Annotated in this window: 6 protein-coding genes and 5 pseudogenes; 6 read left to right on the forward strand and 5 right to left on the reverse strand. The window is 67.3% G+C overall.

What is annotated here, in order from left to right; translation table 11 throughout:
* Window positions 1-4: 4 nt before the first annotated feature.
* A complete protein-coding gene (gene rlmKL, locus IPN92_16480) occupies window positions 5-2,185 on the reverse strand; it encodes a bifunctional 23S rRNA (guanine(2069)-N(7))-methyltransferase RlmK/23S rRNA (guanine(2445)-N(2))-methyltransferase RlmL (GenBank protein MBK8639788.1) in 2,181 nt (726 codons plus the stop codon).
* A gap of 315 nt (window positions 2,186-2,500) precedes the next feature.
* On the opposite strand from rlmKL, the gene IPN92_16485 reads away from it, so the two are divergent.
* The 4 genes and pseudogenes from IPN92_16485 (at window position 2,501) to bioA (ending at window position 7,382) form a co-directional block, all read left to right on the forward strand.
* Window positions 2,501-3,289 carry a cell division protein ZipA C-terminal FtsZ-binding domain-containing protein gene (locus tag IPN92_16485; protein MBK8639789.1) on the forward strand — a complete coding sequence of 263 codons (789 nt, stop codon included), beginning with the start codon at window positions 2,501-2,503 and terminating at the stop codon, window positions 3,287-3,289.
* Window positions 3,290-3,295: 6 nt separating this feature from the next.
* Window positions 3,296-5,564, forward strand: a pseudogene (gene ligA, locus IPN92_16490) (NAD-dependent DNA ligase LigA).
* Between the two features lie 59 nt (window positions 5,565-5,623).
* Window positions 5,624-5,902: a segregation and condensation protein A gene (locus IPN92_16495; GenBank protein ID MBK8639790.1), complete on the forward strand. Its 279-nt coding sequence runs from the start codon at window positions 5,624-5,626 to the stop codon at window positions 5,900-5,902.
* 181 nt (window positions 5,903-6,083) lie between these two features.
* Window positions 6,084-7,382 carry an adenosylmethionine--8-amino-7-oxononanoate transaminase gene (gene bioA, locus IPN92_16500; GenBank protein MBK8639791.1) on the forward strand — a complete coding sequence of 433 codons (1,299 nt, stop codon included), beginning with the start codon at window positions 6,084-6,086 and terminating at the stop codon, window positions 7,380-7,382.
* A gap of 58 nt (window positions 7,383-7,440) precedes the next feature.
* Here the strand turns inward: bioA and IPN92_16505 are convergent.
* The 3 genes and pseudogenes from IPN92_16505 to IPN92_16515 form a co-directional block, all read right to left on the reverse strand.
* A pseudogene (locus IPN92_16505) lies at window positions 7,441-8,204 on the reverse strand (TIGR04283 family arsenosugar biosynthesis glycosyltransferase).
* Window positions 8,201-9,202 (reverse strand): arsenosugar biosynthesis radical SAM protein ArsS, encoded by a 1,002-nt coding sequence (gene arsS, locus IPN92_16510; GenBank protein MBK8639792.1) that lies wholly within the window; start codon window positions 9,200-9,202, stop codon window positions 8,201-8,203. Before arsS ends, IPN92_16505 begins: the two are co-directional and overlap by 4 nt.
* Before the next feature lie 151 nt (window positions 9,203-9,353).
* The gene (locus IPN92_16515; protein MBK8639793.1) at window positions 9,354-10,493 is read right to left on the reverse strand and encodes an aminotransferase class V-fold PLP-dependent enzyme; all 1,140 of its coding nucleotides are present in this window, start codon (window positions 10,491-10,493) and stop codon (window positions 9,354-9,356) included.
* Window positions 10,494-10,796: 303 nt separating this feature from the next.
* Here IPN92_16515 and recJ point away from each other — a divergent pair.
* A pseudogene (gene recJ, locus IPN92_16520) lies at window positions 10,797-12,434 on the forward strand (single-stranded-DNA-specific exonuclease RecJ).
* A gap of 84 nt (window positions 12,435-12,518) precedes the next feature.
* A pseudogene (locus IPN92_16525) lies at window positions 12,519-12,986 on the forward strand (DUF615 domain-containing protein).
* A gap of 185 nt (window positions 12,987-13,171) precedes the next feature.
* Here the strand turns inward: IPN92_16525 and IPN92_16530 are convergent.
* Window positions 13,172-14,976: pseudogene (locus tag IPN92_16530) on the reverse strand (IS1634 family transposase).
* Window positions 14,977-15,070: the final 94 nt, after the last annotated feature.

Below are 15,070 nucleotides of genomic sequence, written 5' to 3' on the forward strand. Positions count from 1 at the left end.
CCCCTCAAGGGCGCCACTCGATCCGCCAGACGTTATGAATGCGCGGATTGCGGGCGAAGTCCTTGGGGAGAGTGGCGGCCGTAATATTGGTGATCTCCAGGGCCCCCCAGGAGTCGAGGGCCTCCCGATCCAGTTGAAAGCGGCGCAGATTGTTTGAAAAGATCAGGATGCCGCCGGGCTCCAGGAGCCGCAGGGCATCCTGGATCAGGGCTACCTGATCCCGCTGGACGTCGAGGGTGGTGGTCATGCGCTTGGAGGTGGAGAAACTGGGCGGGTCCAGCAGGATCAGGCCCCAGCGTCGTCGGCCCGCCTCCTCGCGTGGCCAGTGCAGGCAATCCGCCTGGATCAGTTCATGGACGCGCCCGCCAAAACCATTGAGGGCGAGATTGCGACCCGCCCAATCCAGGTAGGTGCGTGACAGATCCACCGTGGTGGTGCCCAGGGCACCCCCCGCGGCGGCATGGACGCTGGCGGCCCCGGTATAGCCGAAGAGATTCAGGAAGCGCCGCCCCGGCGCCAGTTCCCCGATCAGACGTCGCACCTCGCGATGGTCCAGGAAGAGGCCCGTATCCAGGTAGTCCTCGAAGTTGACGAGAAAATTCAGGCCTCTTTCTTGGACTTGGAAGAAGCGGCGCTGGCTGTCGAGGCGCTGGTATTGATCCTTGCCCTTCTGCCGCCGGCGGACGCGAAAGAAAAGTTGGTCGGCGGGGATCTCCAACACCTCCGGGATGACCCCCAAGGCCTCCCGTAACCGGCGCCGCGCGTCCGTGGGGTCGATGCTGGCAGGGGCCTCGTATTCCTGAACATTGGCGAGGCGTTCGCCCGTTCGGGTCTGGTAAATGTCCAGGGCGAGGGCGTATTCCGGCAGGTCGGCGTCGTAGAGCCGATAGCAGTCAACCTGCTCGCGCCGCCGCCATTTCTCCAGATTTTTTAGATTCTTGCGCAGCCGGTTAGCCAGCATTGCGGCGCCAGGCCCCCGGTCTGTCACCGGCAGGGGACGGGGTTGGTCGGAGACGAAATTCTCCTCCTTGACGTCGAAATGGAGCAGCCGGCAGGGGATGGGGCCATTGTAGAGGCTGTGATAACCCTTGGCCCGCAGGCCCATCCGCCGCCCCAAGTCCGGGTTGCCCATCAGGACGGCGGCCTGCCAGCCGCGAAAGTGCTCGCGGAGCACCGTGCCCAGCAGGCCGTAGAGATCCGTCAGTTCCTCTGCCTCGCCCAGGCGTTCGCCGTAGGGCGGATTCGCCACCACAAGGCCGAGATCCCCCTCGCGACCCGGGTTGGCCTGACTCAGGTCGCGGCGCTCGAAGTGGACCCTGCCCGCCAGCCCGGCGCGCTCCAGATTGTCGAGGGCCACGCGGATTGCGGCGGGGTCTCGGTCGTAGCCCCGGATCGAGGCCTTGATGGCGTCGAACCGCGCCAAACCCGCGGCCCGGCGCTCCCGCGCCTCCGCCAGGAGTTGCCGCCAGGGGACCGCTTGGTGCCCCAGCCAGCCGGTCATCCCCCAATGCACGCGGGCAAGCCCGGGGGCACTGTCGGTGGCCATCAGGGCGCCCTCGATACAGAGGGTACCGGAGCCGCACAGAGGGTCGAGGAGGGCGGCGCCTTCCCGGGCCAGGGCTGGCCAGGCCGATCGCAACAGGATGGCGGCCGCCAGGTTTTCCTTGAGGGGCGCGGCGCTGCCCTGACGGCGGTAACCCCGCAGGTGCAGGGAATCCCCGGACAGATCCAGGCTGAGGGTCACCTGACCGCGATGCAGGTAGGCCTGGACCCGCAGGTCCGGCCGCTCCCGGTCCACGCTGGGGCGTTCTCCCACCCGGGAGCGGAAGCGATCGACGATGGCGTCCTTGACCCGCAGCGCCCCAAACTGGCTGTGGCTGATGCCGCCCTCCGCCCCGTCGAACTGGATAGCGAAGGTGCCGCGCAGGGGGAGATGCTCCTCCCAGGAGATGGCGCTGGCCCCGGCGTAAAGACTGTCGCTGTCGGTGGCTGGGAAGCTGGCCAGAGGTAACAGCACCCGGTTGGCGACCCGCGACCAGAGGCAGGCGCGATAGGCGTCCGCGAGCGAGCCCGAGAAGCGGGCGCCACCCCGGGCCTCCTTGACGAGGGGGAGGCCGATATCGCTCAACTCAATGGCAAGCAGGGATTCCAGGTGCCGGGGGGCAGTGGCAAAGAAGTCGGGCATGGCGGGGCAGGTGCTGAAAAGGGGCTGGCATGAGGCGCGTCGAAGGATGACATCTTACGGCTTTTGCTTGCCGATGGATGTTTTTACGGCCAATATTGGCGCCTGCTACCCTAATCGGAGCGCGCGCCGTGCCGATGGCCTCCCTATCCGCCTTCATGCGGGTCACGGCCTGGCGGTTGGGAGCTGGCATGGCAGGGTGACGAGGCTTCAAGCCCCCCCGCTTGGCCGAGCCTTTGGTGAAACTGTCACTCTGGGTGATACGGGTTATACTTCCTGTCACTTTTTTTAACTTCCGCCTCCATATCCGAGCAGCCCATGGACGCCGATCTTCTCCGCATCATCCTCGCCGTGCTTGGCGCCCTGGTTATCGCCGGGCTTTACTATTGGGAGCAGCGCCGCCGCCATCGGGACCAGGATGCGGAGGCGGATGACCGGGATGACCCGGGTCGCCAGGGCCCGGATGACGAAGACTGGGAACTCCGCAGGACCGACCTCGACAAGATTGACACGAAGCGGGAGCCCCGCATGGGGGTCTGGGGCCGGGATGAGGGGGACCTGGATGCCGAGGAGGGAGCCGGCGCCGAAGGCGCATCCGGGCCCGAGTCCCGGGTCGGGGGCGAGGCGACCCACTTCAATTTTTTCAAGCCCGATCCGGACCTTGCCGGGGAGCATTTCTCGCCGGGTCCCCTGCTGCTGGTGCTGCACGTGGCGGCCCGCGGCCCCCATTTCGAGGGCGCATCTATTGTTCATGCCGCCCGCATTGCCGGCCTGGAGCCTGGCGACCAGGAAATCTTCCATTGCAAACTGGGCGACGAGCATCATACCGAAACCCTCTTCAGCATGGTCAACATGGTCAAGCCCGGCACCTTTCCCTTCGGCGCCATGGCGGAATTCGAGACCCCGGGCCTGACCCTCTTTGCCCAACTCGATGGTCAAGCCGGCGACCCTGGCCGTCTGGAGGAACTGCTCGGCACCGCCCACAGCCTGGCCAATGACCTGGGCGGTGAACTCCGCGACGACCGGCGTCAGCCTCTGACCGCCGAGGGCGAGGAGCGGTTGCGCCAGCGCGTCATGGCCTTCATCACCCACCGGATGGCGGAGTAGGAGGGGATGGCCCCGGCGGAGGAACCATCCAGCCGGGCGGAGGCTTTACGCCAACTCATCGATCACCACGACTACCGCTACTATGTGCTTGACGATCCTGAGATATCGGACGCCGGGTACGACCGTTTATGGCGAGAACTCCAGGCACTGGAGACTGCCCACCCCGATCTGATTACCCCCGAGTCCCCAACCCAGCGCGTGGGCGGCCGCCCTCTGGAGGCCTTCGCCGCAGTGGCGCATCGGGTGCCCATGCTCTCGCTCAAAAACGCCATGGATGAGGCGGAGATGCGCGCCTTTGATCAAAATATTCGCAAGGAACTGGGTAGGGATGGGGTTCGCTATGTGGCCGAGCCCAAGCTTGATGGTCTGGCCATCAGTTTGACTTATGAAGATGGCCGCTTGACGCTGGCCGCCACCCGCGGCGATGGCCATCTCGGCGAAGACGTGACGGCGCAGGTCCGCACCATCAAGGCCGTCCCCCTGCGCCTGCGCGGCGAGGGCTGGCCGGGCTTCCTGGAGGTGCGCGGCGAGGTCTTTCTGCCCAAATCCGGATTTGAGGCCATTAACGCCCAGGCCCGGGGCGAGGGGGGCAAGGTCTTCGCCAATCCGCGCAATGCCGCCGCGGGTAGTCTGCGTCAACTGGATCCCCGCATTACCGCCAACAGGCCCCTCACCCTCTTTTGCTACGGTTTCGGCGCCGTCGAAAGGGGGTCATTGGCGCTCACCCAGAGTGCCAGTCTCGAGCGCTTGAGAGGCTGGGGCCTGCCCGTGTCACCCAAGTTGAGGGTGGTTGAGGGTATCGAGACCTGTCTCGCCTATCACGCGGCCATGGGCGATTCCCGCGCTGGCCTCGATTACGACATCGATGGCGTGGTCTTCAAGGTGGATTCCCTCGCGGATCAGGAACGGCTGGGCTTTGTTGCCCGCGCCCCGCGTTGGGCGGTAGCCTATAAGTTCCCGGCCATGGAGGCGTTAACGATCGTCGAGGCCGTGGAATTCAGCGTGGGCCGCACCGGCGCCGTGACCCCGGTGGCGCGCCTCAAACCCGTTCAGGTCGGGGGCGTCTCCGTTGCCAATGCCACCCTACATAATATCGACGAGGTGTGGCGCAAGGATGTCCGCCCCGGCGACACCGTGGTTGTCCGTCGCGCTGGGGATGTCATTCCCGAGATCGTGCGCGTGCTCCTGGAAAGTCGGCCCGGTGGTGCCGCCCCGGTAGCCCTCCCTGCTGCCTGCCCGGTCTGCGGCTCGGCGGTCATCAAGCCCGAGGGCGAGGCCGTGGCCCGCTGTGTCGGCGGCCTCTACTGCCCTGCCCAACGCAAGCGGGCCATACTCCACTTCGCCTCCCGTCGGGCCATGGACATCGAGGGCTTGGGCGAGGAAATGGTGGACCAGTTGGTCGAGCGGGATTTGGCGCGGGACCCCGCGGACCTCTATGCCCTCCGCCATGAAGATCTGGCCAGCCTGGAGCTCATGGGCGACAAGTCCGCCCAAAACCTGCTTGCCGCCCTGGAGCGCAGTCGCTCCACCCAGCCTGGCACGTTTTATTTTCGCCCTCGGCATCCGCGAGGTGGGGGAGGCCACGGCCCTGGCCTTGGCGGATCACTTCGGTGACCTGGAGCCCCTGATGGCGGTGAGCCTGGCGGACCTGGTATCCCAGCGCGGCGTCCCTGGTCTGGGTCCGGCCAAGGCCCAGGCTATCACCGGTGGCCTCGCCCGCCATCCCGAGTTGGCGCCGGACGCCGGGGAGGGTCTGACGGACTGGCTGGCGAGCCAGTCGATTCCGGGCATCTCCCCGCGCCTGGCCGAGGCCATCGTGGCCCGTTTCCCGACCCTGGAGGCCCTGCGTCGGGCCGGCCCCGAAGACTTGGAGAACCGCAAGCAGGTATTGGTAGCGGGGATCGGCGACAAGGTGGCGGACCAGATCGTGCGCTTCTTCGCCCAGCCCCACAATCAGGAGGTCATCCGCAAGCTCCTGGCCGCCGGCATCCAATGGCCCGGGACCGGGGGAGGCTCCGGTTTCAAGGCCAATCGGGAGCAGTCCCTCGTGGGCCGCACCTTCGTCATCACCGGTACCCTGAGCCGGCCCCGGGATGAAATCAAGGACCGGCTCCTGAGTCTCGGGGCCAAGGTGAGCGGCAGCGTTTCCGCCAAGACCGACTTTCTGCTAGCGGGCGAAGCGGCTGGGTCAAAATTAGACAAAGCCTTGGAGCTGGGTGTTCGAGTCATCTCCGAGGCGGAACTTGAAGTCCTGTTTGCCAGCGGTCACCTTTAGGCAACCCTTGGCTCCGGTTTGGTCGGACTCAATTTATCAATTTACTCCCAGAGGCCTAGATGCAAGACCTGACGAAAGAGCAACAAATCCTGGTGGCCATGCGCAAGACGCTGACCGCGATCATCCGGGACGTTACCCCGCCGCCGGGGATGAAGCATCCATTGTCGGCGGGGACCATCGAGGACGTGCGCCAGTGCCTGGCCCTGATCTCGGCGCGGGAACGGGAATGGGCGGATCAGCAGGGGCGCGTCACCGAGCGGCCCTACTACACGGATGAGCCCCAGGCGGCGCAAGTGGTCTCAATGGCCGGTCTGGGCAAAAGCCGCAAACCGAATTGATGTACCCAGCGCAATCACGCTCCGGAGATCAGCAGGCGGGCTGGGTAGCGGCGGGCGGGGTGTCGACAGGGGTCGCCGGCCTACGGGAGGTATTCCGGCCCCCAGCCGCCCGGGACAGACACCTTTGCCATTTTGGTCATCTCCGGCTTGGCAGCCCCGTGGCCCAGGTGCGGATAAGGGGATGCTCCGGGTGCCCAGCGCCGAGGAATTACTGGCCATCGATCGGGCCCATGTCTGGCATCCCTACACCTCGACCTTGAATCAGGACCCGGTCTATGCGGTGCGCGCCGCCCACGGCTGCCGTATTAAACTCATGGATGGCCGGGTCCTCATCGATGGCATGTCTTCCTGGTGGTGCGCCGTCCACGGCTATAACCACCCGGTCCTCAACCAGGCCATCCGGGACCAGCTCGACCGGATGGCCCACGTGATGTTCGGGGGCCTCACCCACGAGCCGGCGGTGTCCCTGGTGGCACGGCTGGTGGCCCTGACGCCTGAGCCCCTCCAGCATGTCTTCCTCTGTGATTCCGGCTCGGTGGCGGTGGAGGTGGCTATCAAGATGGCCATCCAATATCACCAAGCCCGGGGCGAGCCCGGTCGCCATCGCCTGCTGACCCTGCGATGCGGCTACCATGGGGATACCCTCGCCGCCATGTCGGTGTGTGACCCCGTCACCGGCATGCATCACCTCTTCTCCCACCTCCTGCCCCGCCAGATGTTCGCCCCCGCCCCGGCGTGCCGTTTCGGCGAGCCCTGCCAGGACGCCGATATTGAGGAATTCGAGGCCCTGTTGCGGGGGCACCGCCAGGAGTTAGCGGCGGTTATCCTGGAGCCCATCGTCCAGGGCGCCGGTGGCATGCGATTCTATGCCGCCGACTATCTGCGGCGGGTGCGCGAGCTGTGCGATGAGGCGGGTGTGCTTCTCATCGCCGACGAGATTGCCACGGGGTTTGGCCGTAGCGGCCGCCTTTTCGCCTGCGAACACGCCGGCATAGCCCCCGACATCATGACGGTTGGCAAGGCCCTGACGGGCGGCTACCTGACACTAGCCGCCACCCTGGCCAGCGCCGAGGTGGCCGCGACCATTTCTTCCGGCAAGCCGGGCGTCTTCATGCACGGCCCCACCTTTATGGGCAACCCTCTCGCCTGTGCCGTGGCCAACGCCAGCATCGACCTCTTGCTGGCGCGCGGCTGGCAGGCAGAGGTGCGCCGCATCGAGGCGGGTCTCGCCTCCGGACTGGCACCCTGTCAAGGGCTCCCCGGGGTCACCGAAGTGCGGGTGCTGGGGGCGATTGGCGTGGTGGAAATGGCAAGGCCCGTGGTCATGCGCGACATTCAGCGCCGCTTTGTCGATCGTGGCGTCTGGGTCCGTCCCTTTGGGCGGCTGGTCTATCTGATGCCTCCCTATATCATCAGCGATCAGGAGCTGGAGTGGCTCTGCGCGGTGACGGTCGATATCATTCGTGAAAACAGCAGCTAGAGTCCCGGGAAGCGCGGGTCTTGCCCCAGCAGCCTTGGCCGGCAGCAGGTCACCCAGATCAGGGCAGGTCTAAACAGGCTGGATCAGTCCACCAACCCATAGGGGGCGGGCGGGGGGGGCCCATCGCCCCAGGCGGCGCTGGCGGCTGGGCCGGGAGGCGATAGCGTCTGGCCAGAATCTCCGCCGGTACCCCGCGCCAATAATCAAAGCGCAACCGCCACATGAGCAGGATGGTACGCCAGGGCCCCTGGGACTCCCAGCGGCGGCCGGAGGTGGTGACCCGCTGCCGCAGACAGGCGGGCGGGCCAAGGCGCTTGAGGCGCCTGGAGAGGGCGATGTCTTCCATGAGCGGCAGGTCCGGGAAGCCCCCCAGGGCGGCGAAGGTGGCGCGCCGCACGAAGATGGCCTGGTCGCCGGTGGCGATGCCGGTGAGCCGGGAACGCCCGTTCATCAGGGCGGCAACGACCCGCAACACCCAGGGCCGGCCGGCGATGCGGACATCGAAGCGCCCCCATAGCCGCTGTTGGAGGGCATCGCTAACGAGGGCGCCAGCCCCCTCCGGCAGGCGGGTGTCGGCATGTACAAACACCAGGGCCTCGCCCTGGGCCTGGGCCGCCCCGGCGTTCATCTGGCGGGCCCGGCCCCGGGGGGCGGTGATGACCCGGTCCACCCAGGGGCGGCCAAGATGGGGGTGCCATCGGTGCTGCCGCCATCGACCAGGATGACCTCGTGGCCTAGGGCGCGCAGTGGTTGGAGGGATGCCAGGGTTGCCGGGATGGCCGCCGCCTCATCCAGGGCCGGCAGGATGAGCGACAGCCTCATGGGCCGTGAGCCGGCTGGGGGTCGGTCAGGGCCCCGCCGCAACTACTGCCCTGGCCCGCGGTACAGCCATAGCAGTGATCGGCGATGGCAATGGGGCCCCGGGCAAAATCGGTCTCCAGCAGGTCGCGCAGGCATGGCTCCTGGCGCCCCTCGTCACTTGGGCCGACCGGGGCCAGCCCCAGCCCCAGTTGCTGATTGAAGTCGCAGTCGAACAACCGGCCCCGCCAGTCCACGCTGATCAAATCGCGGCACATGACCTGCTCCAGGTTGGCGGGGTGGAAGCTGTCCTTGAGCAGGGTCATATAATCGCCAAATTGGCCCCGGGAGAGAAGGGTGCTGCCAAAGCGCTTGATGGGCATGTTGGTCAGGGCATAGAGCCGGTTGAAGCGGATGCCATGGCGGGCTTGCAGCTCCCGCTTGTAGTCCGCCTCCAAGCCGGTTTGTTCCGGCGGCAGGCGGGGTCCACCGGGGTTGTAGATGAGATTCAGGTCGAGGCCACTGCCGGGCTGACCGTAACCCAGGTCATTCAGCCGTTTGAGTCCGATGATGCTGCGCTGGTAGACCCCCGCGCCGCGCTGGGTGTCCACGTTGTCCTCCAGATAACAGGGCAGCGAGGCCAGTACCTCCACCCCCTGGGCGGCGAGAAAGTCCGCCAGGTCCTCGAACCCCGGCTCGGAGAGGATGGTCAGGTTGCAGCGGTCGATCACCTTGGCCCCGAGCCTGCGCGCGGTGGCCACCAGCCAACGGAAGCGCGGATGCAGTTCGGGCGCCCCGCCGGTAAGGTCCAGGGTCCGCAACCCACGGGCGGCGAGCACGCGGGGGATCAGCGCGAGGGTGGCGTCATCCATCTGCTCGGTACGCCGAGGACCCGCATTGACGTGGCAATGGACGCAACTTTGGTTGCAACGGTAGCCCAAATTCACCTGGAGGGTCGTCAGGCTACGGCGGCGCAGGGGTGGGAAGTCGGTGGCGCTTAGCAGGGGCAGGGTGTCAAGCATCGGGCGACGAGCCTCGCGATTCAAATGTTGATTTTCCGATTTCCGAGGGCCGGTTATCCCGGAGGGCCGGGGGGGCTGGGCAACCTGCCACGCGGGCGTCCCCCCCCCCCCGGGTCCCCGCCCCCCCCCCCCCCCCCCCCCCCCCCAACACTCACGTGTGTTGGGGATAGCCATCCGCCAATACTGCCTTGACCAGCGTCACCGCCCGGTCGAGCAAAGCCTCATCCGTGTAAAAGTGCGGTGAAAAGCGAATGCCCCCACCCCGCAGGGCGCAACTTACGCCCCGGGTCTGGAGTTCGCGCCACAGACGCGGGTGATCGGCCCCCGGGACGCGGAAGGTCAGGATATCCGCGTGGCGCTCGGGGGCGCGGGGGTCAGGACTCAAGCCGGCCTGATCCAGGAGGCTCATGAGCCGGCTGATGCGCTGCTCGATGGCGGATGCCACGGACGCCATGCCCACCTCTTGCAGGAGGGAGAGGCTGGCCTCCAGGGCGTGGATGCCCAAGAGGTTGGGGCTGCCGCACTCGAAGCGGGTGGCGGTGGGGGAGGGGGTCCAGTCATGGCGGTCGTAGTCGCCGGGGTGGGCGATCATGTGCCAGCCGAACTGGCGCAGCCTCAGCTTGGGCCGTAGCCCTGGGGCGACATAGAGGAGGGCAATGCCCTCCGGCCCCAGCATCCATTTATGACCATCGGCCACGACGACATCCACGGGGGTCCGCTGGAGGTCGAAGGGCAGGGCGCCCAGGCTCTGGATGGCGTCCACGCACAGCAGGATGCCCTGGCGGCGGCAGGTGGCGCCGAGACGCTCCAGGTTCAGGCGCAGGCCGCGAGCGTACTGGACCGAACTCACGGCGACCAGCCGGGTGCGGGCGTCGCAGAGCTCGTCGAGGGCGGTCTCGGGGTCATCCGTGGTGTCGAGGTCCAGGACGCGGTAGGCGACCCCCTGATCCTGCAGGGCCTCCCAGGGCAGGCGGTTGGAGGGGAATTCCTGGGCGATGCCCACGATATTGTCCCCCGCTTGCCAGTCCAGCCCCTGCGCCAGGATGGACAGGCCCTCCGAGGTGTTCTTGACCAGGGCGATGTCGTCGGTGGAGGGGGCCTGGATGAGGTCCGCCAAGCGTTCGCGCAGCCGCTGTTCGGTAGCGAGCCAGGTCGCGTAGTCCGCCGAGCCCCGGCGGCCATTGGCCTCGGCGAAGCGGGTCACCGCCGTCACCGCCCGTCGCGGCCAGGGGGCCACGGCGGCGTGGTTGAGGTAGCAGAGGTCGGGCGAGAGGTCGAATTCAGGGTGCATGCAGGGCTCCGGTCAGCGGGGCGCGGGTTTGCCGCTAGTTTACCCTGCATCCGGGGCCTCGTCGGGAGTGCGGAAGAGGATTCAGGGTGCGCTGGCCGATTGAGTGCGGCGATCCCAGGACGCCGCCGCCCTCTCCGCCCCGTCCGTGGTAAGCTCCCCGCGCATGGCCATACGCTCCAAACCCCAAACCCCTGTCGTGGCGGCCCGGGCTCTTCCGCCCCGGTGGAGGCAGCCCCGCGGCCGTGCGGGTGGTGATCCGCCGCCGCCCCATGCCGGCGGCCTCGGTCCTCATGCCCGCCCAACCTGTCCCCCTTGCTGCGCCGCATCTACCTGGCGCGCGGGGTGCGGGCCGAGTCAGGCTGTCAACTCCCCCTGGGCGCCCTGCACCCGTCGGCACGCCTGCTGGACATCGGCCGGGCGGCGGAGCGGCTGGCGGAATGGGTGACGGGCGGGGGCTCCATCCTGGTGGTGGGCGACTATGACGCCGACGGCGCCACCGGCAGTGCCCTAGCCGTGCGGGGCCTGCGCGCCATGGGTGCGAAGCGAGTCTCCTACCTGGTGCCGAGCCGTTTTGCCTATGGCTATGGCCTGAGCCCAGCGGTGGTGGACGCAGCCCTGGACTGGCGCCCCGACCTCATCCTGACCGTCGACAACGGCATCGCCGCCGTGGCGGGCGTGGCCCGGGCCAACGAACTGGGCATCCAGGTCATCGTGACCGACCACCACCTGGCGGGGGATGTTCTGCCGGAGGCGGCCGCCATCGTCAATCCCAACCAGCCGGGAGACCCCTTTCCCAGCAAACACCTGGCCGGGGTCGGCGTGGTCTTCTACCTGCTCGCCGCCCTGCGGGCCCGGCTGCGCGATCTGGGCTGGTTTGGACCCGACCGCGTAGCCCCCAGGCTGGCGGACCTCCTGGATCTGGTGGCCCTGGGGACCGTGGCGGATGTCGTCACCCTCGATCAGAACAACCGCATTCTGGTGGAGCGGGGCTTGCGCCGCATCCGCGCCGGCAGTGGCAACCCGGGGGTGCGGGCCCTGTTGACGGTGGCTGGCTGTGACCCGAACCGGGCCGTGGCCCGCGACCTGGGGTTCCTGGCGGCGCCCCGCCTCAATGCGGCGGGTCGGCTGGAAGACATGGCCCTGGGCGTCGAATGCCTGCTGACGGACGACCCGGCCCAGGCCGCCGCCATGGCGCGGAACTGGACGACCTCAACAAGCGCCGGCGGGAGATCGAGAATGGCATGAAGCTCGAGGCGGATGCCGCCCTGGCGGCCTTGAATCTGGAATCCGGCGGGCTGCCCCCGGCGCTTTGTCTCTTCGATCCGGGCTGGCATCAGGGTGTCGTCGGCATCCTCGCCTCCCGCATCCGCGAGCGCTGGCAAAGACCCGCCATTGCCTTCGCCCCGGCGAGGATGGCCGGCTGCGCGGCTCCGCCCGGTCCGTCGAGGGCCTGCACATGCGCGACCTCATCGATGCCGTAGACAAACGCCAGCCGGGCCTGATCAGGCGCTTCGGCGGTCATGCCATGGCCGCCGGCCTGACCCTGGAGGAAGACGCCTTCCCGCCCTTCCGCGAGGCCTTTTGTCAGGCCGTGCGGGCCGAAATCGGCGATACCACACCGGTGCGCGAGATTCTCTCCGACGGTGAACTGCCACCCCAGGCCCTCGACTTGGCCACCGCCCAGACCCTGCGTCACGCGGGCCCTTGGGGGAAGGGCTTCCCCGAGCCCCTCTTCGACGGGGTCTTCCAGGTCCTGAGCCGCAAGCAGGTGGGGATGGGGAACACCTGCGCCTGCGCCTGCGCGCCGAGGGCGGTGTTGGCCTGGCTATCGACGGCATCGGTTTTCGGCTGGGCGATCAGATGGATGGCCCGGCGACCGCGTTCGTCTCGCCTACCGCCTGGATGTCAACGAATTCCGGGGCGAATTCAAGCCCCAATTGATCCTGGAGCACCTGGAATGGATCGCATGAAGCATGTCCACGGCGGCAAGAGCACCAGGCCCACGACGACGAGCCCCGCTACGATGGCCCGAGCAAGAGCCAGGTCAAGCGCGATCACCATGTCCTCCAGGATCTGGCGAAACGCCTCCTGTCCCTGCCCCGGCATGAGCTGGAACGTCTGGAGTTGAGCGCCGCCACCTGGGCCGCCATCGAGGAGACGGCGCGCATCAAGGACATCCGGGTTCTGGGTCGCCACTACAAACGCATCGCCAACCTGCTCGCCCGGAACGACATGGCCGCCGTCACGGACCTGTTGCAGGGTCAGGAGCACCACCGACAGGAGGAGGCCAACCGTCTCCACCTCCTGGAGGGTTGGCGCGAGCGCCTCATCGCCACCGGGGACGAGGCCCTGGGGGCCTTGCTGGATGAATATCCCCAGGTGGATCGCCATCAACTGCGGACCCTGATCCGCGCCGCCCGCAAGGACCGCGAGCAAGGCAAGCCCGAGGGCGATCGCCGCCTGTTCCGTTTTCTGCGGGAGGCCTTGGCTTGAGGAGGGCGGGGTTCGATGAAGAACCGGGTATGTCCTTCGAAACCCGGGTTCTTCGCGCAAGCCCTGACGAATCCCCTAACCCAAGTTTAACATCTCAGATTATCATTCTTTTAAGATCATCCGCTTACAGCGGAAAAAATCGGTCAGTGGCACTACCGCCGTGAAATTTTGTGAAACCGGACGATTCAGACAAGCATTTTCTGTATCCCTCCCGGGCTGGGATCGCTGCCCAGCGCCTGGATGATCGCCAGCTGCGCCGGCTCGGCGCGGGTCGCCTTGCGCACATGCAGGGTGCGCCCATCCGCCCGGCGAAAGGTGGCGGTCACCCGGCACTGGCCAGCGAGGATGTCGCGCAGGGTCGACCAGCGCTCGCTGATACCGTGCGCGTGCAAGCGGCGACGGATCAGTTGTACGAATTGATAGGCCAGCACCGAGATGAACAGGTGGCCGTCGACCCGCGCCTCGGTGCGGTGATAGATCGGGCGCAAGCCCAATTCGGATTTCAGGGAGCGGAACACGGCCTCCAGGTCGGTGAGCATGGTGTAGGTCCGCCACAGGCGCTCGGCGTCCCAGGTCAATTCATGGGTGCGCAGGCAGTAGACCCCGGGATGGGTGAGCATGGTTCCGGCGACCGGGTGGCGCTCCCAGCGGATCGCCGTGGCGAGCTTGCCGGTAGCATCCGCAACGATCTCAATGGTGTAGTGCTGGCCCACCCCATGGCTCTTGGCCTTCAGGCGTCCGATGCGTTCCCAGAGCTTGTCGATCTGCTTGGTGGTGCGTGGCCGCGCCAGGCCCTCGTGCAGGGCCTGCAAGGCGGTTTCGAAGCGCTGGGTGAAACGCTCGGCGATCCCCTTTTCCTTGCCGGCCCGGCATGCGGAAAAGCAATACAGCCGCACCTCCTCAGTGTCGGTGTCGACCACCCGCTGATGGCCAGCGCCTCGCCACTGGCCGTGGTCAGCGACGTAGCGGCGGTGGCACGAACTGGCTGGCGCTCGCGGCTGACCACCAGGTAGCGATAGCGCTGGGTGCGCAGCCAGCGGATGTTGTCCTCGGTGGCGATTCCGGCGTCCATCACCACCAAGGCACCGCGCGGCGCCCCCAAGCCCCGCAGCATCCCGTCCAGGGTCGTGCCCTCGCTCACCGCGCCGTCGAAGGTTTGGGAGCGGCGCACAAAGCCGCTGCCATCGAGCACCAGCCCCAGGGTCACCAGCGGGCAGTCGCTGCGCTTTTCCTTGGAGTGTCCGCGCTGGGCCTTGGGGTTGCCAAGCGCCGCCCCCTCGAAAAACGTGTTGGTCAGATCATAGAGGGTGACCGTCCAGTCCAGCCCGAACAGGTCACTGACGCGCGTAAAGACCGTCTGCTCGATCACTGCCCGGTGGCGCATCAGCAGGTCCGCCGCGCGGTAGAACGGTGCCAGAGGGAGGGTTTCGAAATCGACCTCCAGCAATTCCCCCAGCCCACTGCGCTCACCCAGCCAGCGGTGGGTCGCCCGTTCCGAGCAGGGAACGGCCATACGTCCAATGATGGCGCCGATGATCAGCGCCCGTTGCGGGCCGCTCAGCCCCACCTGCTGGAGCTGTTCGACGAACTGCACCTGCGCCATGGCCCACAGCGCTACCGACTCCACGCCCACGCTGCGCGGGCGGCTCAGCTCCAGCGAGTCGACATCGACCGCCTGGACATCGCCGCCCGCGGGGCCGCCGGTCGGCGGAGCCTCGCCCTGGCGCGCCAACAACCGGGCGAACAGCCGCTGCGCTTCCCGTTCGACGGGCCCGGAGCCGGCCAACAAGGCACCCTGGCCGCGGCGCAGTTCCTCCAGCCGCGCGCACAGCGCCGGCCACTCCTCCGGCGGCAACGCGAAATGGCGGCCCAGGTTGAGCAGGGTGATCTGCCGCACCCGTCCGCCCACGCGCTCGGACTGCACCAGGCGGTGGGTGGTGTAGCGTTCCCCGGTGGCGCTGTTACGGGTAGGCGTGCGACGGATGTACATCCCAGTACTTTACGATACCCGGCACCCGTTGTATCTGGACCTATCGAAAAACTTGGCACTACATTGCGATTTTCGGCAGGCGTGTCTATACGGA

Source organism: Chromatiaceae bacterium (assembly GCA_016714645.1).
Taxonomy (GTDB): Bacteria; Pseudomonadota; Gammaproteobacteria; order Chromatiales; family Chromatiaceae; genus M0108.